A 23,981-nucleotide genomic window follows, 5' to 3' on the forward strand; every position below is an offset into this window, starting at 1 on the left:
CGTGTGAAAGCCGTGGCCTCCGCGCGGGTGAGGCCGCCACGGCTGGGTACACGACCGTGCAGGTGAGCGGGCGGCGTCCTAACCGGGCGCCGCCCGACGCCTGTCTACGCCCGGCCGTCAGCCCGCCGCCGCCACCGGCTCCCCGGCCCGCGCCGCCTCGGCCATCCCGCGGGAGTCCCGGGACGAGATCAGCAGGGCCGCGGCCAGCGCGCCGAGCAGCGCAAAGCCGGCGCCGACCAGGAACGCGGTGCCGAAGCCGTCCGTGAGGCTCGCGAGCTGGTCGGGCGACAGCCGCCCGCGGGGGTCGATCGCCCCGGAGACGGAGGACGCGACGGCCGCGAGGATCGCCACGCCCAACGCGCCGCCGACCTGCTGCGACGTGTTGATCAGGCCCGACGCCAGGCCTGCCTGGTCCGGACGCGTGCCGGTCACCGCGGCGATCGTCACCGGGACGAACGAGCAGCCCAGGCCGACCGCCGCCAGCAGCGACGGCCCGAGGACGTCGGCCGCATACGAGCCGTCCGGCGAGACGCGGGAGAACCACAGCAGGCCGGCGGCCACGAGCAGCATGCCCGTGACCAGGACGGGCTTGAAGCCGACGCGGGTGACCAGCTGCGACGCGACGCCCGCCGAGACGATGATCGCCACGGACAGCGGGAGGTACGAGAGCCCGGCCTCGAGCGCGTCGAAGCCCAGCACCTGCTGCAGGTAGAGGGAGACGAAGTAGAACATCGAGAAGAGCGACATCCCGATCAGCAGGCCGACGACGTTGGCGCCGCGCAGCGTCCGCAGGCGGAACGTCCCCAGCGGCACGAGCGGCTTGCGGGCCTTGAGCTCGACGACGATGAACGCCGCGATCAGGCCGATGCCCGCGGCGAGCAGGCCGACCGTCTGCGTGGACCCCCAGCCGGCGCGCTCGGCGTCGACGATCGCGAAGACCACGACCGCGAGGCCCGCGGTGACCGCGAAGGCGCCGGGGAGGTCGAACGAGCGGTCCTCGTGGTGGTCGCGGCTCTCGGGCAGGAGCCGGGGCGCGAGCGCGACGGCGGCGAGGCCGATTGGCACGTTGACCCACAGGACCCACTCCCAGCCGGCGAACTCCGTCAGCACGCCGCCGAGCAGCACACCGGCGGCGCCGCCGGCACCCGCGACGGCCCCCCAGACCCCGAGCGCCTTGTTGCGCTCGGCGCCCTCGGCGAACGTCGTCGTGACGATGGACAGCGCCGCGGGCGAGACCAGCGCGGCCCCGAGGCCCTGGAAGGCCCTGGCGACGATCAGCGCGGTGTCCGACCCCGCCAGCCCACCGGCCAGCGACGCGGCGGAGAAGACGAGCAGGCCCGTCATGAACAGGCGCCGTCGGCCGAGCAGGTCGGCGAGCCGCCCGCCGAGCAGCAGGCAGCCGCCGAAGACGAGCGTGTAGGAGTTGATGACCCACGACAGGTCGTCCTGGGAGAACTGCAGCGCCGAGCCGATGCTCGGCAGCGCGACGTTCACGATCGAGGCGTCGACGACGACCATGAACTGCGTCATGGCGAGGAGGAGCAGCGCGAGCGTCTTCGCGCGTGGTGTGTCGAGGGTGCCGGTCATCGGGATCCCTCGGCGGGGGTGCGTGGCTGGGTGATGGGCATGGCGGCAGCGTCCCTCTCAACGCGGTCACCTGATGTCCGCATGGGACAGGCCGTCTCAGCTCGCCGCGCAGACGCAGCCCACGAGGTGGTCGTCCACCAGCCCCGCCGACTGCATGAACGCGTACGCGACCGTCGGCCCCACGAACGCGAACCCGGCAGCGCGAAAGGCCTTGGCCATCGCCTTCGACGTCGGCGTGAACGACGGGACGTCGGCCATCCCCGCCGGCCGCCAGTCCGGCGCGGGGCGCTCCTCCCGCGCCTGGTCGGCGAACGACCAGAAGAACGCGTCGAGCCCGCCGTGCTCACGCAGGGCCACGGTGGCGCGCGCGTTCGTCACGGCCGCGGCGACCTTCAGCCGGTTGCGCACGATGCCCGCGTCGCCGAGCAGCCGCGCGACGTCCTCCTCGCCGTAGCGCGCCACGCGCTCGGGGTCGAAGTCGTCGAACGCCGCCTGGAACGCCGGGCGCTTGCGCAGGATCGTCAGCCACGAGAGGCCGCTCTGGAACGTCTCGAGCGTCAGCAGGCCGTAGAGCTCGCGCTCGCCGTGCAGGGGTCGGCCCCAGTCCTCGTCGTGGTAAGCCCGGTAGACATCGGGCTCGGACCCCCACCGGCAGCGGGTGCGTCCGTCGTCGCCGGTGATGAGGTCCTCGGGCATGGGGCGGAGCCTACGGGCGGGCCCCGGCGGACTCCCGCCCACGACGGGTTCGGCGCGACGAGGCGCCGAGACCGGCACGCGTCGGCACACCTTCCGCACGCCCCGGCACCGCCCGCGGGCCGGTCGGGCGGGGCGCTCAGCCCACGCCCAGCCGGCGCAGCAGCGCTCGCGCCTGGGCCAGCCCGTCCCGGAGCGGCGCGATCTCGATCCACTCGCTCTCGCGGTGCATGTCGCCGCCGCGGGTCAGGCCGATGCAGACCGTCGGCACGTCGAGCGGGAAGGCCGCGTTGCACTCCGTCGAGCCGATGTCCTCGCGGGCCGGACGCAGGCCGGCGTCGGCGCGGGCGGCGCGGGCCGCGCGGACGAGCGGGTCGCGGTCGGACGTGCGGCCCGCGGGGCGATGGCCGATCCGCTCGACCGTCGCCGCGATCCCGGCCGGCGCGTGTTCGAGGGCGCCGATGACGAGCCGCGTCGTCTCCTCCAGACGCGCCTCGTCCTCGTCACGCAGGTCGACGACGAGGCTCGCCTCGCCCGCGATCGCGTTCACGGCCGTCCCGCCGCGCGCCACGCCGACGTTGACGTGCCGCGCCTCGGGCACCGCGTCGACGGCCGCGGCGCCCGCGGTCAGCAGGGCGTGGACGGCGCTCGGGGTCCCCCGGTCGCCCCACGAGTGCCCCCCGGGACCGGCGTACCGGGCGCGCAGCCGGACGGATCCGATCCCGCCCACCACGAGCTCGTCGAGCAGATGCCCCTCGAGCGAGACGAAGGCGCTCGTGGCGACGGTGCGCAACAGGTGCTTCGCCCCGCGCAGGTCGCCGAGGCCCTCCTCGCCGACGGTGGCGGCGAGGACGACGGGGGTGCCGCTCGCGGGTCGCGCCGCGAGCTCGCGCGCGAGGACGATCAGGGTGGCGACCGCGACGGTGTTGTCGCCCACGCCCGGGCAGAGCAGGCGCCCGGCGTGCTCGCGGGGGTTGAGCGCCACCTCGCGGCCGAAGACGGTGTCGAGGTGGCCCGAGACCACGACGGCCGGCGCCGACGGGTCGTCGCCGGGCCGCCGGGCCAGCACGTTGCCGACCTCGTCGCGGCCGACGACCATGCCCGCGTCGGCGAAGAGCTCGGCCACCACGGCGCCGCGTTCCCCCTCGTCCCCCGTCGGGGCGGGCACGGCGGAGAGCCGCAGCGTGAGGGCGACGAGCGCGTCGAGCGCGTCGTCGGGAGCGGCGGGGGCGGTTCTGCGGGTCACGGACAGGGCGCGGGCGGTAGGGGACCCAAGCCCCCGCACCCTCGCAGGTGCCCGGCGCCGGCGGCCCCGAACCCCACCGGCCCGGTTCTGCGCGACGGGCCGGCCCCGGGGAGCGGGCAGTGCCGGAGTTGCGGTGGCCGGACGCACGTCCCCCGTGGGAGGGCCCGACGTTCGTCCGGCCCCCTGGACCTCGACCACCGACCCGCCGATGGCCCGGGAGTGACCCGACGCCTCGTGCTCGCCTCCACCGCCGTGATCGCCCTGCTGGGAACGCCCGCCGTCGCCTCGGCCGAACGCCCGCACTGGCACCACCCCGACGGCCCGGAGATGCAGGCCGCGCCGAGCACGCCGTCCATGCCGCCCGTCGCGCCGAGCGCGCCTTCCATGCCCCCGGCCGTGCCCAGCGCGCCGTCCATGCCGGTGACGGCGCCGGCTCCGGCGCCGAAGCCCGCCCCGGCCCCGCAGCCGTCCGGCGATCGGGAGGACGGCCGCGAGGACCGCCGGGGGGACCGCGACGACCGCCGCGGAGATCGCGACGAGCGTCGCCAGGACCCCCTGCTCGTCCCCGTCCCGAGCTCCCGCCGCACCGTGCCGGGCCGCGTCGCCCGCCTCCGCACGGACGGCCGGGCCGCCATCCCGCGCTCCGCCCCCGCGACGGTCAAGCAGGCCATCGCCGCGGCGAACATCATCATCGGCAAGCCCTACAAGTGGGGCGGCGGACACGCGCGCCTCGTCGACAGCGGCTACGACTGCTCCGGGGCCGTCGGCTACTCCCTGATCCGCTCCGGCCTGCTCGGCGGCTCGATGACCAGCGGCATGCTCGCGCGCTGGGCCCGGGCCGGCGACGGACGCTGGATCTCGGTCTACGCCAACCGCGGCCACGTCTACATGGAGATCGCCGGACTGCGCCTCGACACGAGCCGCGTCGGCGACCCGGCCGGTCGCTCCGGCGTGCGCTGGCGCCCGGTCATCGGCCGACGCACGGGCTTCCACGCGCGCCACCCCGCGGGGCTCTGACGACGGGGCGGCCGCCCTTGGTCGACGGCCACGCGCGGCCCTGCGCCGGGACGCACCCCGGTGTTGGAGGCCCGGTAGCCGACGAGGCCGATCCGGGCCGGACGCGTGCGCCCCGCCGCGTACGATCGGCCGGTGACCACCGCGCCCACCCTCACCCTCATGCACAACCCGCACTGCCCGACGTCGGTGCACGCGCTCGACGCCCTGCAGGCCGCGGGCCACGAGGTCGCTATCCGCAAGTACCTGCTCGTCGCCGAGCGGCTGTCCGAGGCCGAGGTCCGCTCGCTCGCCGAGCGCGTGAAGGGGGATCCGGTCGACGCGCTGATCCGGCGCGACAAGAAGTACAAGGACCTCGGCCTGCAGGCCGACGGCCTGGGGGTGGACGAGGTCGTGGCGATCCTCGTGGAGCACCCGGCGCTGCTGCAGCGCCCGATCCTCGACGACGGCACCGACGTCGTCGTCGGCCGCCCGCGGGACCGCCAGACGGCCTGGGCGTCGGCGGGACGTGCGGTGACGGAGTAGCGCCGGAGGCGCCCCGAACGTTCGGGGCGGCGGAAACGGCCTCCGACGAACGTCCCGTCGCGGCCACTCGCTGGGCATAGGGCGCCCTAATGAGGTACACCTAACGGCAAACCTCGTCAGAAGGAACCCTCGTGTCATCAGCTCGCACCAGTCTCGTCGCCCTCGGCGCCGTGGCCACGGTGGCCGCCAGCGCCGCATCAGCCGGCGCCGCCACCGCCGATGTCGGCGCCTCGTCGTCCAGCGCCACCTCCATCCGCCTCGACGCGACGTTCACGAAGAGCCTGCGCGCGAAGGGCATCCGCCTGACCGCCGGTCGCCCCGCCACGCTGCGCGGCTCGACGCTGCGCCTGCCGGTCTCGCGCACTCGCGTCACGGCGTCCCAGACGCGGCTGACGCACAAGGGCACGCTGCGCCTGCGCACGTCGAAGCGCTCCGTGACCCTGAAGGGCTGGCGCACGACGGTGACGCCGTCCGGTCTGAGCATGAGCGCCGTCGTCGGGAAGAAGCGCCGCACGCTCTTCTCCGTCAAGGGCGGGAAGATCGCCACGGACGCCACGACGGGCCGCACCACGATCACCGGCTCCACGGTCCGCCTGACGGGCGCCGGCGCCTCCGCGTTGCGCTCCTCACTGCGTGTCAACGGCCTGCGCGCCGGCATCGTCGGCCGTGCGACCACGAAGGCGACCCCGGCCACGCCGCTGCCCACACCGGCGACGCCGCCCCCCGCTCCCGCCCCCGCCCCGGCCCCCGCCCCGGCCCCCGCTCCGCCGGCGCCGACCCCGCCCGCCCCCGTCGACCCTGGTCCCGCCGTACCCGGCGATCCCTGCGCGACGGACGTGAACGCTCAGACCGCCGGCCTCACCTGGGCCGTCCGCACGTCGTTCATGAACTACGTGCAGAGCCCGGTCGCCAAGGGCACCGTGACGACCTGCGACGGTGCCGCCGCGGAGCGCGACGCTGCCGGCAAGGCCACGTTGGCGTACTTCTCGCCGACGGGCACCGCCGCATACCAGCCCGACACCGGCGAGGTCTCCGTCGCGGTCGCGGGCAGCATCCACTTCCAGGGCCACGACACCGGCAAGGGCCCGCAGCTCGACATGCGGTTCGAGAACCTGCGGATCCGCAGCCTCGACGGCCAGACCGGTCAGCTCATCGGCGACGTGATCAGCCGGGAGTTCGGCGGCATGAACCCGGGTGCCGAGCCGCCGACGGCGACCGCGGAGAAGGACGTCACGCTCGCCGAGCTCGACCTGGCCGATCGCGCTACGACCGCACCCGACGGCGTGCGCACCTGGAAGGACGTCCCGGCCACGCTGACCGATGAGGGCGCGGCCGCGTTCGGCGGCTTCTACCCCGCGGGCGACCCGCTCGCGCCGCTGACGTTCCGGGCCTACGCCGCGACGCTGGACTGGACGCAGACCAACGTCTACGGGTCGGCCCCGCCCGCCGGCCAGCCGGTCACGAACCGGACCTGGCTCGGGTACGTCACGAACCCGACGCCGTTCTCCGGCGCCCAGGGCACGTTCACGCCGAGCGCCGGCGCGTCGGGCCCCACGGTCACGAAGACGAGCCCGCGCACGACCGACAACGTCTTCACGACGCGGTTCGCCGTCGTCTCGAACACGGTGTCGGCCGCCACGAAGACCGGCGTGGTCCGCCTCCGCGGCCTCGTGACGTTCTTCTCGCCCGGGCCCGCGCCGACCGCTGGCCACGACTTCACCGTCACGGTCAAGGACCCGCGGATCGTCTTCGACGGCAGCGCGGCGGCGAAGCTCTACGCGACGGGCACGAAGTCGCCGGGTACGGCCCAGTACGACGAATCCAAGGCGCTCTTCGACCTCGCCGTAGGCGCCGTCACGGACAACGGCAACGGCACATCGACGTTCGCCGGGCTGGCCCCGTCGATCGTCGAGACCGCGTACGCCTTCCCGGAGAACTACGCCACCGGCGCCGGCCCCGAGCGCACGCCGAACACGTTCGGTTCCTTCGCGCTGACGGTCCCGACGGCCGCGCGGTAACCGGGCGCGAGGACGGGTGCCCCGGCCAGCCGGGGCACCCCGCCCGCCCCTCAGCAGGGCACGAGCGCCAGGGAGCCGCCCGAGTCGCCGAAGAGGTCCGGGACGTAGCGCGTGCAGGTGCGGGGACCGCCGGTGTCCGCACCTCCGCCTCCCCCGCCGCCCCCGCCGCTCGCCGGCCGGCGGAGAGCGATCTCCCCCTCCGCGCGCGCCCGCTGGTCGCCGGCGGTGGCGGTGACGCGCAGTGCCGTGGTCGGGCGCGCCCGTGAGGTCAGCGACACGCGCAGGGTCACGGTGCGGGATCCGCCCGCGCGGATGGGCTTCACGCGCGGCACGCGGGGCGTGACCTGCAGGCCGCGCGCTCCGGCCACGCGGATGCGACCGGCCCGGGTCGCCGCGTCGCCCTCGTTGCGGAGGACGAGCCGGACGCGACGGCTGCTCCCGGCCGACAGCGTCTTCGGCACGCCGCGCAGGCCGGCGGCGAGCACGGGGATCGGCTTCAGCGCGATCGGGCCCGTCGTGTCCCAGACGACGCTGGAGTCGCCCGGGTCCGTCAGCGTCGCGACAGCGCAGTCGGGGCGCTGGCCCTTCAGCCGCGCGTCGACGATCTGGAACCGCTGCAGGGTGGTCTGCCCACCGCGCTTCGTGGCCGGGTGCGTCGTCACGGACGTGCCCGGGGCCGTCAGCAGCGACCAACGGGCGTCGAACGCGGCGGTGGACGAGGCGAAGCCCGCGGCCGGGTAGCCGTCGCAGCCCGTGGCGGTGCGCGTTCCGGCGAAGAGGGTGACGAAACCGGCGGTCTCCCTCGTCGGCTCCGCGCGGAACCCGACGACACCCACCAGCGCGCCGCGACGTCGGTCGTACGCCAGGCCCGCGCCGGTCAGATCGCGTTCCGGGGCGGGGTCCGCTGCGTTGCCGGTGGGCGAGTCAGCACCCCCCACCAGGTTCGCCGAGGCCGGGCCCGCCCCGCCGACCACGAGGCACGCGGCGATCATCCCGGCCGCCGCGGGCCCGACGATCCGGCGCCTCCGTCGCGGCGGCGTCCCCGCCGAGGGGCGGGACGACACGGGCGGGACGGGGCGGGACATGGGGACTCCTCGGGCGGGGGCGGCGGGCGGGACCCTTCCGCGCCAGGCTAGCCGACGACGGAGAGGCGGCCCACCGCGGACGGGCCGCAGCCCACCGACGGGGCGCGGTCCGCGGACGGCGCACGGCCGACCGGGGACGGGGCCCGGCCCTCGGACGACGGACGCCCCGGCAAGCCGGGGCGTCGTGCACCTCATGCGGCTGGTCGCCGCGCGGGTCCGGGGGCGCGCCGCGCCCCCGGGCCCGGTCCTCAGCCCGCCGCGACGAGCTGGCGCAGCACGTACCGCAGGATGCCGCCGTGGCGGTAGTAGTCCGCCTCCTTCGGCGTGTCGATGCGCACGCGCGCCTCGAACGTCTTGTCGTCGGCGGTCACCGTGACCGTCTTCGGCAGCTCGCCGGCGTTCAGCGCGTCGGCCAGGCCGGAGATGGAGAACGTCTCCTCGCCCGTCAGGCCGAGCGACTCGGCGCTCTCGCCCTCCGGGAACTGCAGGGGCAGGACGCCCATGCCGACGAGGTTCGAGCGGTGGATGCGCTCGAAGCTCTCCGTGATCACGGCGCGGACACCGAGCAGGTTCGTGCCCTTCGCGGCCCAGTCGCGCGAGGAGCCCGAGCCGTACTCCTTGCCGCCGAGGACGACGAGCGGGACGCCGGCCTCCTGGTAGGCCATGGACGCCTCGTAGATCGAGGTGACGGCGTCCTTCTCGAGCCGGCCGTCGTCGAGCAGGTAGCGGGTGAACCCGCCCTCCGTGCCCGGCGCCATCTGGTTGCGCAGGCGGATGTTGGCGAACGTGCCGCGCACCATCACGTCGTGCGAGCCGCGGCGGGAGCCGTAGGAGTTGAAGTCCTTCGGCTGGACCCCACGACCCTCGAGGTACTTGCCGGCCGGGGCGTCGCGCTTGATCGCGCCGGCGGGCGAGATGTGGTCCGTCGTGACGGAGTCGCCGAGCTTCGCCATCACGCGGGCGCCCTCGATGTCGACGACGGGCTCCGGCTCGGCGGGCATGCCGTCGAAGTACGGGGCCTTCTGCACGTACGTCGAGTCGTCGTTCCAGGCGTAGGTGTCGCCCTTGGGGACGTCGAGGTTCTGCCAGTTCTCGTCACCGTCGAAGACCGTGGCGTAGCTCGTGCGGAACATGTCCGCCTGCAGGCACTCCTCGACGGTCTGCGCGACCTCGGCCGTGGTCGGCCAGACGTCCTTGAGGTACACGTCCTGGCCGTCGGAGCCCTGGCCGAGCGGGTCGGACTCCATGTCGAAGTCCATCGTGCCGGCCAGCGCGTAGGCGACCACCAGCGGCGGCGAGGCCAGGTAGTTCATCTTCACGTCGGGGCTGATGCGGCCCTCGAAGTTGCGGTTGCCCGAGAGGACGGACGTGACCGCGAGGTCGTGCTCGTTGATCGCGGCGGAGATCTCGTCCTGCAGCGGACCGGAGTTGCCGATGCAGGTGGTGCAGCCGTAGCCCACGAGGTTGAAGCCCAGGGCGTCGAGGTCGACGTTCAGGCCGGCGCGCTCGAGGTAGTCCGTCACGACGAGCGAGCCCGGCGCGAGCGAGGTCTTGACCCACGGCTTGCGGTTCAGGCCCAGGGCCTTGGCCTTGCGGGCGACGAGGCCGGCGGCCACCATGACCGACGGGTTCGACGTGTTCGTGCAGGACGTGATCGCGGCGATCACGACGTGGCCGTGGTCGAGCTCGAACGTCTGACCGTCCATCGCGACCTCGACCTTCGTCGACAGGCGGGTCGCCACGTGGGAGTGGTCGTGCTCGCGCGGCGCGTCCTTGTCGGAGCTGTGGCCGTTGCCGGGCACCTGCGAGGAGGGCGGGTCGGAGGAGGGGAAGCTCATCGCGGAGCCCTCGTCCTCGTAGTTCGCCTTCGACGTCTCCGCCGGCGGCACGCCGGGCTTGCGGTCGTCGCCGGCGCCGCCCGCGTCGTCCGTGGTGACGTAGTTCGTGAGCGCCTCGCGGAACTCCGTCTTGGACTCCGAGAGGGAGACGCGGTCCTGCGGGCGCTTCGGGCCGGCGATGGACGGGACGACGTCGCCGAGGTCGAGCTCGACGACCTGCGAGAAGGTCGGCTCCTCGGACGGGTCGTGCCAGAGGCCCTGGGCCTTGGCGTAGGCCTCGACGAGCTCGAGCTGCTCCTTCGGGCGGCCCGTGAAGGCGAGGTAGCGGATCGTCTCGGCGTCGATCGGGAAGATCGCCGCGGTCGAGCCGAACTCCGGGCTCATGTTGCCGATCGTCGCGCGGTCGGCCAGCGGCAGGCGCGTCACGCCCTCGCCGAAGAACTCGACGAACTTGCCGACCACGCCGGTCTGGCGCAGCAGCTCGGTGACGGTGAGGACGAGGTCGGTCGCCGTGGCGCCCTCGGGCAGCTCGCCCGTGAGCTTGAAGCCGACGACGTTCGGGATCAGCATCGGGATGGGCTGGCCGAGCATCGCGGCCTCGGCCTCGATGCCGCCGACGCCCCAGCCGAGCACGCCGAGGCCGTTGACCATCGTCGTGTGGGAGTCCGTGCCGACGAGCGTGTCGGGGTAGGCCTGGCCGGTCTTGTCGTTCACGAAGACCGCGCGCGACAGGTACTCCAGGTTGACCTGGTGGACGATGCCGGTGTCCGGCGGGACGACCTTGAACGAGTCGAAGGCGTCCTGGCCCCAGCGCAGGAACTGGTAGCGCTCCTCGTTGCGCTCGAACTCCTTGGCGGCGTTGTGCGCGAACGCCTGGGCGTTGCCGAAGGCGTCGACCTGCACGGAGTGGTCGATGACGAGCTCGGCCGGGACGAGCGGCTCGATCTTCGACGGGTCGCCGCCGAGGTCGGCCATCGCGTCACGCATGGCGGCGAGGTCGACGACGGCCGGCACGCCGGTGAAGTCCTGCAGCACCACGCGGGCGGGCGTGTAGGCGATCTCCTCCGAGGGCTCCGCCTTGGCGTCCCACGTCGCCAGCGCCTCGATCTGGGCCTTCGTGACCGAGCCGTTGCCCTCGGTGCGAAGCAGGTTCTCGAGCAGGATCTTCAGCGAGTACGGCAGTCGGGCGACGTCGTACTTCGACTGCAGGGCGTCGAGCCGGAAGATCTCGAGGTCGCGGCCACCGACGGACAGGGTGTCCTTGGCGCCGAAGCTGTTGGGGTGGTCGGTCATGCGGTGGGTCCTTCGGATTCGGTGAGGGACTGGTGCGGCGCGTCGGCGGGCAGCAGCACGAACGGCTGCCCGTCGCGGGTCTGCAGGGTGCGGAAGCGGTGGTGGTCCAGCGTGGCGATGCGGCGGGTGCGCAGGCGGGCGGCGAGGGCGACGAGCGAGGCATCGGTCATGCCGATGCCGTTCCCGCGCCGGACGGCGTCGAGCGTGTCCTCTACCCCGTCCGCCCACCAACGCACCGTGTAGACCCCGGCCTCGAGGTCGTGCCACAGGGCGCGCTGGGCGTCGAGGCCGCCGTGGAGGCCGACGACGCGGTCCATCTCGGCGACGGCGAGGGGACTCGTGAAGATGTCCTCGTCGACCGTCATCAGCCAGTCGCGGACGGCCTCGTGGGCCTCGTCGGCGGCGTTCAGCGCGGCCACGACGACGGAGGTGTCGACGACGAGACTCACCCGGGCGCGCCCGCCTTCGGCTGCGCGGCCGGGCGCCTCGCGGCGGCGGCCTCGGTCGACGGGTGCGTCGCGTCGATGCCCGCCGACAGGTGCCGATCGACGTTCGCCGCCAGGTCCACGGGACCCCGGAAGACGCCGATGGACGGCTTGGGCCGCGAGGGCCGGCCGACGGCGCCGGTGAGGGTGCGGCGGATGAACTCCGCCTTCGTCACGCCTTCCTCGGCGGCACGGAGGGCGAGCGCTTCGTCCAACTGCTCCTCGAGATAGACGCTCGTCTTCTTCACCCCACGTAGGGTACCACCCTACGTATCCGAGCTTCAGGGTCGGAATGGGTTCGGGTGCCCTCAGACCACGCCCGACGCGGGCACACCGCACCCGAGCCCGCACCGTCCGCCTAGGCCGTGAGAGCCCGCCCCAGGAAGCCGGCCGTCGCGGCCGCGAACGCCTCGGGCTCGTCGTCGACGACGAAGTGCCCGGCCTCCAGGACGAGCAGCTCGCTGCCGCGCAGCTCGGCGTGGAACCGCTCCGCGTTGGCGACGGGCAGGAACGGGTCGCCGGCGCCCCAGACGATCAGCGCCGGCACGCCGAGCTCGGCGAGCCGCCCCGCGTAGGGCTCGAGCTCCGCGAACTCGCCCGAGCGGTACAGATCGAGCTGCGCCAGGCGCCCCTCGTCCGTGGCGAAGGCCCGGAAGTACTCGTCGAGCGCGGCGTCGTCCATGCCGGTCGAGACGCCGCCCAGGACGGCTCCGAACCCGTCGCGGTCGAACCCCCGGACGACCATCTCTCCCTGGTCCGGGGTGCGGAGCGCCTGCGCGAAGTCGTGCCAGACCTCGTCGGCGAAGAACGTCGTGCCGGAGATCACGAGCGCCGCCACACGGGACGGGTGGTCGCAGGCCCAGCGCAGGCCGATCAGGCCACCCCAGTCGTGCACGACGAGGGCGACGGGTGCATCCGGCGACACCGCGTCGACGAACCGGCCGAGCGCCTCGACGTGGCGAGCCCAGGTCCCGGGGCGATCGACGGGCGAGTCCCCGTAGCCGGCGAGGTCGGGCGCCACCGCGCGCACGCCCGTCGCGGCCAGCGCGTCCAGGGTCGGACGCCACATCCAGGAGGACGACGGCCAGCCGTGGACGCAGACGGCCACGGGCCCGTCCTCCGGCCCGGCGGCGCGGTAGGCCAGCCCCTCGACGACGGGCAGGGACGGGGCGGTGTCGGACACCCCGCGAATCTATGGGCTCCGCCGCTCGGGCCGTTCCCGGGTGGCCGATCGTCGAGGATCGGGCCGCATCGGAGGCCCTCAGCGTCCCGGGACGTCCGCGACCGCGTCGGCGATCCGGTCGGACTGGTCGGCCAGCGGACCGCCGCGGCCCACCTCGGCGTAGGACGCCTTCGCCGACGCGTCCGCGCCGCGGGCGCGCACGAAGAACGACGGCGTGCGGTCCACGCCGAGGCTGGCCCGCAGCGCGTCGGTCTCGGCCGACAGCCGGCGCGACCCCGGGGTCTCCCGGGTGCTCGGCACGGTGCCGCGCAGCTCGGGCGACGGCCCGGCCAGCTTGCGCAGGAGCGTGTCGTCGATCCAGCGCTCGCGCTCCTCGCCCTGGTTCCAGTAGAGGAGCTCCACCAGCGGCCACATCCGGTCCTGCTCCGCCAGCGCGTAGGCCGCGTTCCGCCCGGTCAGGTTGTCGGGCTCGAACCCCTTCAGGCCGATCAGGCGCAGCTCGAGGTTCGCCTTGCCCGTGCGGACGAGGTCACGCACCACGTCGCCCTGCTCCTTCAGGGCGAAGCGGCGGCAGGCGGAGCACTTCAGGTCGGCGAACACGACGACGGTGGCCGGGGCGTCGGCGCGGCCGAGCCGGATGCCGTCCTGCTCCACGCCCCGCAGCAGCGCCGTGGTCTCGCGGACGCCCCGCACGCCGTCGACGTACGAGGCGTCGCGCGCGGGGTCGCCCCCGCCGCCGAACGCGCCGGAGGCGACGAGCGCCCCGACCACGATCACGGCGAGGAAGAAGATCCCGCCGACGAGCTGCCCGCGGCGGCCCGCCCGGACCGCCGCGTCGAGGTCGTCGCCGCTCACTCGGCCGTGGCGCCGCGCGGGCCGTCGGCCGCGAGGGCCGAGGTGCCCGGCCCGGGCCCCTCGGGCCCGGGGCCGAGCACGAACCGCACCGTGCTGATGATCGCGAGCAGCGTCATCATCACCGCGCTCGTCGTGCAGAACGGGCAGAACGCCTCGAGCGTCACGTACGCGCGGTACATGAGGAACATCGAGAAGAGGAACCCGACGCCCGTGCCCACCACGAGCAGCAGGCGCACGATCTCGTTGCGCTGGGGCGCCAGCAGGAGCAGCCCCAGGAAGGCGACGTAGCCCAGGATGCCGAGGACCGAGACGGGAATGCCGAAGAGCTCGGACCACTCCGACTGCTGCACCGTGGTGCACCCCGAGCTGACCCCGCAGACGCCGTCGTGGGCGTACTTGGAGTACGTCAGGTAGCCCGCCGACGCCAGCCCGATGAGGGCCAGGACGACGGAGACGATGCGCAGTCGCTGGTCGCGCATCAGCGGGTGGCGGGAGCCTTGGCCTTCTTCGCCGCGGCGTCGACCGCCGCGGCCATGCCGCCGGCCGGGTCCTCCACCGGCGTGTACTCGCGGGTGCCGCGCGGCTGCACGAAGAAGGCGGGGGTGCCCTGAACGTTGAGGCTCGCGGCGAGCTTGTCGGCGTCGGCCGCGAGCTGACGGCTCTGCGGCGTCTCACGCGTGTTCAGCGCCTCGGCGCCGACGCCCGGGGCGCCCGTGGCGAGCTCCTTCAGGCGCTTGTCCGTCGCCCAGGTGTCGTTCTCGAGGCCCTGGTTGTAGTAGACGGTGCTCACGAACGGCCAGAACTTGTCCGACGCGACGAGGTTGTGGGCGGCGATGCGGGCCTTCGCGCCGTCCTCGGTGCCCATGTTCGGGTCGATGATGTTGATGAGCCGGAGCTGCAGGTTCGCCTTCTTCGTGCGGACGAGCTCGTCGACGTTCTTCTTCTGCTGCGTGACCTCGTACTGCTGGCACGCCGGGCACTTGAGGTCGGCGAACTCGATGATCGTCACCGGGGCGTTCGGGTCGCCGAGGATCGTGCCGTCCTGCGGCAGGCCGGCGACGAGGTCCTTCGTCTCCTGGATGCCGCTGAGCTCGACGCCGTTGACCTTCGTCTTCTCCGCGCCGCCCGTCGTGTCCTTGAAGGCGCCGGTGGCGAGGACGATCGCGATGATGACCACGACGACCGCCGCGGCACCGCCGAGGAGCTTCAGGCGTTTGCTGCGCTCGGCCGCTGCACGCTCGGCCGCCTCACGCTCGAGACGGGCCTTCTGGGCCGCGTCCTTCTTCTTGTTCGCTCCGGACATGCCGAGCATTGTGGCGCATACGGGACCGTCGGCACTGAACGTGCCCTAAACCCCGCATCAACAGGCGGACCGCGGTCCGCTCTCGGTCGTCGTGGGCGCGTGCGCCGTCCACCCGCGACCGCGCGGATCAGCCGTCCCCACCGGGCGATCATCCGCCCCCACGGGGCTCGCGTCCGGCGCCCCGGCCCGCATCTCTCCGGCTACGGCCGACGCTTCCCGGCCTCGTCGACCGCAGCCGCCACGGTGTCCGCGTCCAAGTCGGGGACCGGCGTGTACGCGCGTGTTCCCCGCCGGCGGACGAACACCGCCGGCGTGCCCGTGGGGCGCAGCGCGGCCATCAGCTCGTCCGCCCGCGCCGCGGCCGCCCGGCTCGTTGCGGTCTCCCGCACGTTCAGGCGGCCCGGCCCGACCCCTGGGGCGGCCGCGGCGATCGCGCGGAGCATGTCGGGCGTCGCCCACTCGTCGGACTCGGCGCCCTGCCGGAAGTACGCCGCGTGCACGAACGACCAGAACCCGCCTTGCGACGTGAGGTTCAGCGCGGCCCGGCGCGCCGCCGCGCCGTCCGTCGTCCCCATCCCGGGATCGATGATGTTCACGAGCTGCATGTCGAGGTTCGCCTTGCCCGTACGGACGAGGCGATCGACGATCTCGAGCTGCGCCCCGAGCTCGTGCTGCTTGCAGAACGGGCACTTCAGGTCGGCGAGCTCGACGATCGTCACAGGGGCGTCGGGGTCGCCCAGGACCGTCCCGCGCTGTTCCAGGCCGCGCACGAACGCGCGGGTCTCGGCGAGGCCGACCACGGTCACCCCGCCGTTCTGCTGCCGTGACGCGTCGTCGGCGGGGTCGTCCTTGAACGCCCCGAACGCCACGGCGACGGCTACCACCACGACGACCAGGACCGCCGCGCCGCCGAGGAGCCGGAGCCGCCGGCGGCGGTCCCGCCCGGCGCGCTCCTCCCCTTCGTGTGCGTGGCGGGCGGCGGTGACCTGGTGCTTCCGGGGACTCTGGGACATGCCCGCGATCCTCTCCCGGGGTCTGCCGCCGCTGCGAAAGACGGCGTAAGCTCGCGGTAACGCCGCCAGCCCGCGTGACGCGCTCCGGGAAACGCCCGCCGCCGGGCCGTCAGCCCGCCCGGCGACGCGAGGCCAGCGCGATGCCCAGCCCGGCCAGCCCGGCCAGCAGGCCACCGGCGCCGAGGACGATCGCGGCCGTGTCGTTGCCGCCGGCCTCCTGTGTGTCCTCGTCCTCAGCCGCGTCCGCGTCGGCGCCCGCCGGGGCGGCGGCGTCGTGCGAGCCGGCGTGGTCGTGGTCGTCGGCCTCCTCGAGCGTGAGCGCCGGGGCGGGAGCCTCGGAGTCCTCCGCGCCGATCCAGCGCACGACCTCTCCGCCCTCGTACGTCTGCAGCGCCTTGAAGGCGACCTTGGAGCCCTCGGCGCCGTCGGGGACGCGGATCGAGACCGGGAACTGGAGGAACTGCCCGGGGGCGATGACGCCCTCGCGGCCCTTGCCGGTGAAGGTGATCGTGTCGATCTCCTCCTTCACGGGCTCGCCCTGCACGGAGAACGGCTTGGCCGGCGCGCGGGTGGTGATCTTCGCCGTCCAGTTCGGGACGGGCTGGTACGCGGCGTACGAGACGCCGGGCGGCACCTGCACCTCGACCTTCGTGGTGCCGCGGTCGTCCTTCTCGTTCGGCACGCGCACGTTCACGACGGCGTAGGTGCCGGCCGCGGCCTCGGGGGGCTGCACGGTGACGTGGGCGTCGGCGGCCGCCGGAAGGGCGACGGCGAGGGTGGTCGCCAGGGCGGCGACGGTGGTGGTCCTGCGCATGGTGGGGTGCTCCTGCTGGATGGTCTTCGGGTCGGTGGTGGGACCCCGGGCGGCGACGGGCCGCGGCGGGGAGGCAGGAGCGCGGTGGCGGGCGGGACGCGACGCCGGCGCCGATCAGCCGGCCGCCGCGAGGCGGGACGACGTGGCCGGCGCAACGCGCGCCGAGCCGGGAGCGCGGACGACGCCGCGCGCGGGGAGCCCGTCGCGCGCGCAACCGGGCGAGCGTGCGCTCGCCCGGGTAGCGGCCCAGGAGGAGGGTCGCGAGCAGCAGGAGGGCCGGGGCGAGCCCCAGCAACACGTGGGCGACGTCGATCACCGCACGCGCACCGGGAGCTTCGCCTCGACCTGGTTGAACGCCGAGGTGCGCAGGGTGACCTCGACGGTCCAGCCGCCCGCGGTGCCGAGGGGGACGGACGCGGCCGTCCAGTGCCCGGGGCCCGAGATCACGAAGGGCACGTCGACGGGGACGTCGCTGCCCCCGGCGCGCCCCGGCGGCACGGCCCGCACCTTCAGGTCCTCGGCCGAGCGCAGGGGCTGGCCGTCCGGGCCGATGGCGTAGAGGTGCATCGCGTTCGGCCCGCGCCGGGCGGGGCCGACGGTGAGCTGCAGCTGGATCCGGCCGACGTCCCGCGTGACGGAGACGGGGCCGTTCGACAGGGACTTCGGCGGCGCGTACCCCGCGAGCGCACCGGTGGCGACCAGGACGGCCAGCAGGAGGGCCAGCTCGGAGCGCAGCGCCAGTCGCACGTGCCGGCCGGTGGCGGCCGGGGGCGCGTCCGGCTCCTCCCCCGCCGCCAACCGCTTCAGCCGCGGCAGCAACAGCTCGCGCTGGATCACGGCGATGCCGATGATCACCACGAGCAGCACGACCTTCACGAGGATCGCCCGCCCGTAGGCGGTGTCCGTCAGGTCGTAGAGCGTGGTCAGGTGCAGGAGTGCGAGGCCCGTCCCCGCGACCGTCAGGGCGGCGACGGACACCAGGGCGATCGGCGAGAAGCGCAGGAGGACGGCGGACAACAGCGCCATGCGCGGGCGTCCCGGCGGCAGGGCACGCGTGGCGCGCGGCAGCACCAGGACGAGGCCGAGCAGCCCGCCGACCCAGGCCCCCATCGCCGCCACGTGGATCGTCTGGATGGGGACGAGCGCCCACGCCGGCGACGACGACGCCGCGTGCCCGCCGACGGCCGGCGCGAGCACGAGCAGGACGAGGAGCGCGAGCGCGACGACCGGCAGCGGCGCGCGCAGGCGGTCCGTGGCGCGGGCGAGCCGGCCCGCGAGCCCGGCGAGGGCGAGCAGGGCCACCAGCGAGATGGCGAACCACGCGCCGGTGCGCGTGCCGAGGACGTCGCCGATCGGGCCCGGGCGCAGCGCGTCGCCGATCCCCGTGCCCCCGGCGTTCGCGGTCTGCAGCACCAGCGCGGCGGCCGCGCCGACGGCACCGAGCAGGGCCACGGCACGCAGCACACGGGTGGTCCCGCGGGAGAACGCGTCGTCGGCCGGCGCGTCGACGGCGCCGCGCCGGCGCAGGGGCGCCCAGACGGCGAAGAGCAGCGTCAGCACGCCGACCGCACCGCCGATGCCGACGTACCGCACGGCGCGGGCGCCGGACAGCGCGGTGCCGATCCCGGCGGGCGCGGCCTGCGCCTCGGTCAGCTCGCGGACGTCGGGCGGGGCGGCGGTGACGTCGCGGCCGACGACGAAGGTGACGCCGCCCGCGACGGGATGCCCGTCGGCCGAGACCACGCGGTAGGTGGCGGCGAACGCGCCCTTCGGGGTGCCGGGCCGCAGGCCGACGGCCAGCGCGTCGCGACGGCCGTCCGGCCGCGTGACCTCGCCGTCGTCCACGCGCCGCCCGCGCTCGTCGACGACGCGCAGCGCCCCGAACGAGCCCTCGACGCTCTCGGAGAACCGGAACACGACGCGCTCCGGCGCCGCGTCGAGCACCGCGCCGTTCTGGGGCGCGGCGGCCTTCAGCGACGCGTGCGCCCCCGCGGCCGCGGGGACGAGCGCCGCCAGGCCCAGGAGCAGGGCCAGCAGCGTGAGGAGCCGGCGCCTCACCACACGTCCTCGCCCGCGACCCGCGGGCCCCGGCGTCGGCGCACGAGCAGCACCACGGCGCCCGCGAGCAGCACGACGGCGCCGAGGCCGATCCCGGCGGCGAGCGGGAACCCGGCCTCCTGGGGGGTCCAGAACAGCGTGCCCTCGATCGTGGCGGCCTTGCCGCCGACGCGGATCGGCACCTGCCAGTCGACGACCTTCTGCCGCTTCGAGGCGTCCCGCACCTGCGGCGCCGGCTTGCCCGTCTCGCCCATCCAATGGATGCGGTGGTCGTGGAAGTCGACGCGCGAGGAACGGTCGATCGTGCGCCACTCCGGCGGCGAGTCGGGGCCCGAGGCCGTCGCGGTCGCGGGCGCCGGCGTCGTCCCCTTCGGGTCGCGGTTGGTGAACGTCGCCTGGCTCTTCAGGTTCTCCCGCACCGTGCCGTCGGCGAGCACCTGCAGGTAGGGCTCGTTGCGGTAGCCCGGGATCTCGAGGGCCTTCCCCGTGCGGTTGACGATCGCCAGCTCGTCGCCGCGGGCGAGGATCGAGACCTCGAGACCGGGCACCTGCGGGACGACGCCGCGCAGGACCGAGTCGTAGTTCGGGTCGGCCTGGTGGGCCGACACGGGGGCGGCGGCCAGAAGGCACGCGGTGATCGCCGTCAGCAGGACGACGAGTCGGCGGGGGATGGAGCGGTGCACGGCGGGTCCTTCGGATCACGCGGTCGGGAGCGGCACGCCGCGACGGCGCGCCACGCGGCGACGACGCGGACCGGGGCCGGCGACGTCGCTCTAGGCGGTGGAGGGCACCGTCCACACGGGGGGACCGCGATCGGCGCGAGGACCGGAACCGGCGCGCCCGACGACGCGGGCGACGCGGGGGCCGCGCAGCCGCACGACGGGCGGACGACCCGTGAGCCGCCGAACCCGGCGACGCATGGCGCGGACGAGGCGCTCCTCGCCGGGCATCCACCCCAGGGCGACGAGCGCGAGGAGGCCGAGGGCAGGCGCGAGCTCGAGGGCCACGCCACGGTCCAGGACCACCAGCAGCGCGAGGAGCCCGAGCGCGGCGACCAGGATCGCGACGCGGCGTCGCGTGGTGTGGCGTGGGCCCCGCACCGCATGGACGGTACCGACCGTCTCGCCCCCTCGTCCGTCGGGGTATCGTCCCTCCCATGACGACGGGCTACGCGACGCGCACGCCCCGGGCCCGGCGCCGGGGTGCCGCCTGGGGGGCGGCCGGCCTCGTCGTGCTCGCGGCCGGCGGCGCGCTCGTCGGCACCGCCGGTGGCGCCGACGCACGCGATCCGCAGCTGCGGGCGTGGAGCATCGAGTCGCGCGCCCCGGCCCTCCCGATCCCGGACGACGCCTCTCCGCTCGTGGCGGCGGCCCCGGAGGACGACGCGGGCGACGCGGGACGCACCGACGACGCCGTGCAGCCGACCCCCGCGCCCGCTGCACCCACCCCGGAGACGTTGCCTTCGGGCGCCCCCACGGACGAGCAGGTCGAGGCCGAGCTGCGCCGCGCCCTGCGGTCGTCGGGCGAGAAGAGCGGCGACGCGCGCTCGCTCGTCTCCGCCGCCACGGTGACTGCCGACGGCATGGCGACGATCCCGCCGGACGCGCCGGCGAAGGTCGCCGAGATCATCCGCGCCGGCAACCAGGTCGCCCGCAAGCCCTACGTCTACGGTGGCGGCCACGGCCGGCTGGCCGGCGAGATCTGGAACGACTCGGCCTACGACTGCTCGGGCTCCATCTCGTTCACCCTCGCCGCGGCGGGCATGATCGACAGCCCGATGACCTCGGGCACGCTCGCCAGCTGGGGCAAGCGGGGCCCGGGCGAGTGGGTGACGATCTACGCCAACGACGGCCACACGTTCATGTACGTCGCGGGCCTGCGGTTCGACACGAGCGGCCGGGCGCAGACGGGCTCCCGCTGGCAGACCGCGCCGCGCAGCACGGCGGGCTTCACCGTCGTGCACCCGCCGGGCCTGTAGCCGACCGCCTGGCCCGGAGTCACGCCGCCCGGCCGGCAGGCCACCTGGGCCCAGAGCCCGGTCGCCTCGTCCGGCCGCTCAACGCCGCGGCGGGTCGCGCAGCTCCCAGATCGTGCCGCCGAGCACGCTGACCAGCAGGCGCCCGTCGCGGTCCACGAGGTACCCCGTCTGCAGCGGCAGCCGCTCACCCTCGCGGCGCATCGTCACGCCGGGGCCGGCGTCCACAGGCACGGACCAGATCAGCCCGGAGCAGACGTCCCCGAAGACGTAGCGGTCGCGCAGCGCGCGGACCCGGGGGGCGTCGTCGCCGCGCAGCACCACGCCGCCGGTGGCCGCGCAGCCGTCGCGCTGGGTGTAGGACGCGACGGGCCACGCCAGCGGCGACCCGGGCGTGAGCCGCCGGTTGGTCTGGTCGCGCGCGCCCTCGAACGCCGCCCAGCCGAAGTTCACGGGCGGGTCGACGTCCCGCAGCCGGGCCGCGGGCACGCGGTCGACCTCCTCCGTCTGCTGCTCAGCGGAGTCGCGGCCGGCGTCCGCGACCCACAGTGCGCCCGTCCGGCGGTCGAAGGTCATCCGCCACGGATTGCGCAGGCCGAACGCCACGATCTCGATCCGCGGACGCCGGGCCTTCGGGTCCCAGCGCAGCACCTTGCCGAGCTTGGAGTCCAGGTCCTGCGCCTGCTGGCGCGGGTCGTAGGCGGAGCCGCCGTCGCCCAGCCCCAGGTACACGCGGCCGTCGGGGCCGAGCACGACCGCGCCGCCGTTGTGGTTCGCGTACGGCTGGGCGACGGTGAGCACCGGCCGCGCGCTCAGGGGGTCGACGCGGCCCGCCCGCAGTCCGTAGGAGACGACGCTCGTGTCGCCGTCGAGGTTCGTCGCGTGGACGATCACCCGTCGCTCGCCGTCGGGCCCCGGGGCGAACGCCAGGCCCATGAGTCCCTGCTCCTCGCCCACCTTCACCGCGCCCCGCAGGTCCAGGAACGGCGGCCCGGCGGCCGGGCCCGTCCCGTCGAGCCAGCGCGCGGTCCCGGCCTGCTCGAGGACGAGTGTACGCCCACGCGCCCCCGGATCGCGCACGAGCCCGACGGGCCGGTCGAACCCGACGGCCACGCGCCGACGTACGACGGTCGCGCGCGCCGTCACCCGCTGCGGGGAGAGCTGGGCGGTCACGGGCGGGCGGGGCCGCGGCGGCTCCTCGGGGTCGTCGCCGCCGCCGCAACCGGCCACGGCGACGGCCGCGGCGGCCGCGACGAGCCCCCGGAGCACCGTCACCGCACGCATCGCGGTCGAGCATACGACGCGGGTCGTAGGGGCCGCCGGGCGGGGGGACAGGCCCCTGCGCAGGGGCCGAGGGACGACGGCGGGCGGCCTCTACCATCCGCCCGTGCCCCTGCCGCCCCCGCCGTTGCCCCCCGCCGACCTGCGCGTGCAGGACCTCGCGGGCCGGCGCGTCGGCGTGTGGGGGGCGGGACGGGAGGGCGGCGCGGCGCTGCGGGCGCTGGCCCGCCACGCCCCGGGCGCCACGGCGCTGGTCGCCACCTCCGGACCCCGACCGGACGGGGCCGCGCTCCCCGCCGGTCCGGACGGTGGCGAGGTCGCGTGGTTCTCCGGCGACGGGGGCCTCGACGCGCTCGCGGGCTGCGACGTCGTGATCCGCTCCCCCGGCGTGCCGGTGCGCGGCGCCGACGCCGACCGGGTGCGGGCGCACGGTGCCCTCATGACGACGGGCACCGCGCTGTGGCTGGCCGAGCGCGGCGACCGCGAGACGGTGGTGGGCGTCACCGGCACGAAGGGCAAGAGCACCACGAGCTCGCTGCTGCACCACCTCTTCGCCAAGGCCGGCGTGGAGAGCCGCCTGGCGGGGAACATCGGCGCCCCGCTGCTCGACCAGCTGGACCCGGAGCACCCGCCCGAGGCGTGGGTCGTCGAGCTCTCGAGCTACCAGCTCGCCGACCTGCCCCGATCCCCCACCGTCGCGGTCGTCACGAACCTGCTGCGCGACCACCTGCCCTGGCACGGCGACGAGGCCACGTACCACGCCGACAAGCTGCGGATCCTGACCGCCGAGGCCGACCGCGCCGCCCAGCACCCCGGCGACGCGGCGCCCGGCCGCCCGGCCACGCCGCGCCTGGCCGTCCTCTCCCACGCCGACCCGCTGCTGCGCGCTGCGGCGGCCGAGCTGCCCGTGCCCGTCCTGTGGGTCGACGAGGAGCACGGCCTGCACGTGGCCGGCGGCCAGGTGCTCGACGGCCCGCACGTCCTGTGCCGGGTCGACGAGCTGCCCGTCCGCGGCGTGATCGGTGCCCGCAACGTCTGCGCCGCGCTCGAGTGCGTCCGCGCGCTGGGCCACGAGATCCCCGACCTCGCCGGCGCGCTGCGCGACTTCGCGACGCTTCCCCACCGCCAGGAGGTCGTGGCCCGTCGCGGCGGGCGCGTCTGGGTCGACGACTCCATCTCGACCACCCCGGAGGCCGCGATGGCCGCGATGGCCGCGTTCGCCCCCGGTCCCGTCGTGCTGCTCGCGGGCGGGTTGGACCGCCACCAGGAGTACGAGGGACTCGTCGAGGCGCTGGCCACGGGTCTCGTGCCGACGGGCGCGGTCGGCGAACCCCCGGCGCGCCTCCAGGTGGCCGGCCTGGTGGCGCTCCCGGGAACGGGACCGGCGCTGGCCGACGCCGTCCGGGCCGCCGCGCCGGCTCTCCCCGTCGAGACGATCGAGGGGGACGACCCCGACGCGGTGACCGCCGCGGCCGTCGCGGCCGCGGACCGCCTGGCGCCCGCCGGGGCTACGGTCCTCCTCTCCCCCGCGGCCCCGAGCCACAACGTGTTCCGCGACTTCGAGGACCGCGGCGAGCGCTACGCCGCGGCGGTGGCGGCGCTGCCGGAGTGAGGTATGACGGGGGCCGGAGCGAGGCGCCGGCGCGCCGACGCGTCAGCCGGATCGCCAGGCGAAGGACGTCAGGACGAGCGACACGGCCGCGGCGAACGCCGCC

The 23,981-nt window shown here is 75.2% G+C and carries 22 protein-coding genes; 5 read left to right on the plus strand and 17 right to left on the minus strand.

Annotated elements, in window-relative coordinates; all coding sequences use genetic code 11:
* Nucleotides 1-117: 117 nt before the first annotated feature.
* The 3 genes from F593_RS0101200 to F593_RS0101210 form a co-directional block, all read right to left on the minus strand.
* Nucleotides 118-1,587, minus strand: a complete 1,470-nt coding sequence (locus tag F593_RS0101200; RefSeq protein WP_022926940.1) for a DHA2 family efflux MFS transporter permease subunit — start codon at nt 1,585-1,587, stop codon at nt 118-120.
* Between the two features lie 96 nt (nt 1,588-1,683).
* On the minus strand, nt 1,684-2,283 hold the full coding sequence (locus F593_RS0101205) for a DNA-3-methyladenine glycosylase I (protein WP_022926941.1): 600 nt from the start codon (nt 2,281-2,283) through the stop codon (nt 1,684-1,686).
* Between the two features lie 136 nt (nt 2,284-2,419).
* Nucleotides 2,420-3,526 (minus strand): M20/M25/M40 family metallo-hydrolase, encoded by a 1,107-nt coding sequence (locus tag F593_RS0101210; RefSeq protein ID WP_022926942.1) that lies wholly within the window; start codon nt 3,524-3,526, stop codon nt 2,420-2,422.
* Nucleotides 3,527-3,745: 219 nt separating this feature from the next.
* On the opposite strand from F593_RS0101210, the gene F593_RS27555 reads away from it, so the two are divergent.
* The 3 genes from F593_RS27555 (at nt 3,746) to F593_RS0101225 (ending at nt 7,083) form a co-directional block, all read left to right on the plus strand.
* Entirely contained in the window at nt 3,746-4,543 is a 798-nt protein-coding gene (locus F593_RS27555) for a C40 family peptidase (RefSeq protein WP_022926943.1), read from the plus strand.
* A gap of 132 nt (nt 4,544-4,675) precedes the next feature.
* Nucleotides 4,676-5,065, plus strand: a complete 390-nt coding sequence (locus F593_RS21455; RefSeq protein ID WP_022926944.1) for an arsenate reductase family protein — start codon at nt 4,676-4,678, stop codon at nt 5,063-5,065.
* A 131-nt stretch (nt 5,066-5,196) separates the two neighbouring features.
* A complete protein-coding gene (locus F593_RS0101225; RefSeq protein WP_157251453.1) occupies nt 5,197-7,083 on the plus strand; it encodes an HtaA domain-containing protein in 1,887 nt (628 codons plus the stop codon).
* A 50-nt stretch (nt 7,084-7,133) separates the two neighbouring features.
* Here the strand turns inward: F593_RS0101225 and F593_RS0101230 are convergent, their stop codons facing one another.
* The 13 genes from F593_RS0101230 to F593_RS0101290 form a co-directional block, all read right to left on the minus strand.
* Nucleotides 7,134-8,168: a hypothetical protein gene (locus F593_RS0101230; protein ID WP_157251455.1), complete on the minus strand. Its 1,035-nt coding sequence runs from the start codon at nt 8,166-8,168 to the stop codon at nt 7,134-7,136.
* A 248-nt stretch (nt 8,169-8,416) separates the two neighbouring features.
* Nucleotides 8,417-11,299: an aconitate hydratase gene (gene acnA / locus F593_RS0101235; protein ID WP_022926947.1), complete on the minus strand. Its 2,883-nt coding sequence runs from the start codon at nt 11,297-11,299 to the stop codon at nt 8,417-8,419.
* Nucleotides 11,296-11,748 (minus strand): PIN domain-containing protein, encoded by a 453-nt coding sequence (locus tag F593_RS0101240; protein WP_022926948.1) that lies wholly within the window; start codon nt 11,746-11,748, stop codon nt 11,296-11,298. Before F593_RS0101240 ends, acnA begins: the two co-directional genes overlap by 4 nt.
* Nucleotides 11,745-12,032: a ribbon-helix-helix domain-containing protein gene (locus F593_RS0101245; RefSeq protein ID WP_022926949.1), complete on the minus strand. Its 288-nt coding sequence runs from the start codon at nt 12,030-12,032 to the stop codon at nt 11,745-11,747. The genes F593_RS0101240 and F593_RS0101245 overlap by 4 nt, the downstream gene beginning before the upstream one ends.
* Nucleotides 12,033-12,142: 110 nt before the next feature.
* A complete protein-coding gene (locus tag F593_RS27560; protein ID WP_022926950.1) occupies nt 12,143-12,967 on the minus strand; it encodes an alpha/beta fold hydrolase in 825 nt (274 codons plus the stop codon).
* Between the two features lie 78 nt (nt 12,968-13,045).
* Nucleotides 13,046-13,822, minus strand: a complete 777-nt coding sequence (locus F593_RS0101255) for a DsbA family protein (RefSeq protein WP_022926951.1) — start codon at nt 13,820-13,822, stop codon at nt 13,046-13,048.
* The gene (locus F593_RS0101260; RefSeq protein WP_022926952.1) at nt 13,819-14,301 is read right to left on the minus strand and encodes a vitamin K epoxide reductase family protein; all 483 of its coding nucleotides are present in this window, start codon (nt 14,299-14,301) and stop codon (nt 13,819-13,821) included. Before F593_RS0101260 ends, F593_RS0101255 begins: the two co-directional genes overlap by 4 nt.
* Nucleotides 14,301-15,125 (minus strand): DsbA family protein, encoded by an 825-nt coding sequence (locus F593_RS0101265; RefSeq protein ID WP_169449139.1) that lies wholly within the window; start codon nt 15,123-15,125, stop codon nt 14,301-14,303. The genes F593_RS0101260 and F593_RS0101265 overlap by 1 nt, the downstream gene beginning before the upstream one ends.
* A gap of 200 nt (nt 15,126-15,325) precedes the next feature.
* Complete coding sequence (locus tag F593_RS0101270) at nt 15,326-16,138, minus strand: DsbA family protein (RefSeq protein ID WP_022926954.1); 813 nt, start codon at nt 16,136-16,138, stop codon at nt 15,326-15,328.
* Between the two features lie 109 nt (nt 16,139-16,247).
* Nucleotides 16,248-16,952, minus strand: a complete 705-nt coding sequence (locus F593_RS0101275; RefSeq protein ID WP_022926955.1) for a YcnI family copper-binding membrane protein — start codon at nt 16,950-16,952, stop codon at nt 16,248-16,250.
* Nucleotides 16,953-17,264: 312 nt separating this feature from the next.
* Nucleotides 17,265-19,010, minus strand: a complete 1,746-nt coding sequence (locus F593_RS0101280) for a copper resistance CopC/CopD family protein (RefSeq protein WP_022926956.1) — start codon at nt 19,008-19,010, stop codon at nt 17,265-17,267.
* Nucleotides 19,007-19,693 carry a hypothetical protein gene (locus F593_RS29640; RefSeq protein WP_022926957.1) on the minus strand — a complete coding sequence of 229 codons (687 nt, stop codon included), beginning with the start codon at nt 19,691-19,693 and terminating at the stop codon, nt 19,007-19,009. The genes F593_RS0101280 and F593_RS29640 overlap by 4 nt, the downstream gene beginning before the upstream one ends.
* Before the next feature lie 90 nt (nt 19,694-19,783).
* A complete protein-coding gene (locus F593_RS0101290) occupies nt 19,784-20,110 on the minus strand; it encodes a hypothetical protein (RefSeq protein WP_022926958.1) in 327 nt (108 codons plus the stop codon).
* A gap of 56 nt (nt 20,111-20,166) precedes the next feature.
* Between F593_RS0101290 and F593_RS27565 the strand changes: the two genes are divergently transcribed.
* Nucleotides 20,167-20,988, plus strand: a complete 822-nt coding sequence (locus F593_RS27565) for an NlpC/P60 family protein (RefSeq protein ID WP_022926959.1) — start codon at nt 20,167-20,169, stop codon at nt 20,986-20,988.
* Nucleotides 20,989-21,066: 78 nt separating this feature from the next.
* Here the strand turns inward: F593_RS27565 and F593_RS21480 are convergent, their stop codons facing one another.
* Entirely contained in the window at nt 21,067-22,269 is a 1,203-nt protein-coding gene (locus tag F593_RS21480; RefSeq protein ID WP_022926960.1) for a PQQ-dependent sugar dehydrogenase, read from the minus strand.
* A 103-nt stretch (nt 22,270-22,372) separates the two neighbouring features.
* On the opposite strand from F593_RS21480, the gene murD reads away from it, so the two are divergent.
* On the plus strand, nt 22,373-23,878 hold the full coding sequence (gene murD / locus F593_RS0101305; RefSeq protein ID WP_022926961.1) for a UDP-N-acetylmuramoyl-L-alanine--D-glutamate ligase: 1,506 nt from the start codon (nt 22,373-22,375) through the stop codon (nt 23,876-23,878).
* Nucleotides 23,879-23,981: the final 103 nt, after the last annotated feature.

Source organism: Patulibacter americanus DSM 16676 (assembly GCF_000420025.1).
GTDB lineage: Bacteria > Actinomycetota > Thermoleophilia > Solirubrobacterales > Solirubrobacteraceae > Patulibacter > Patulibacter americanus.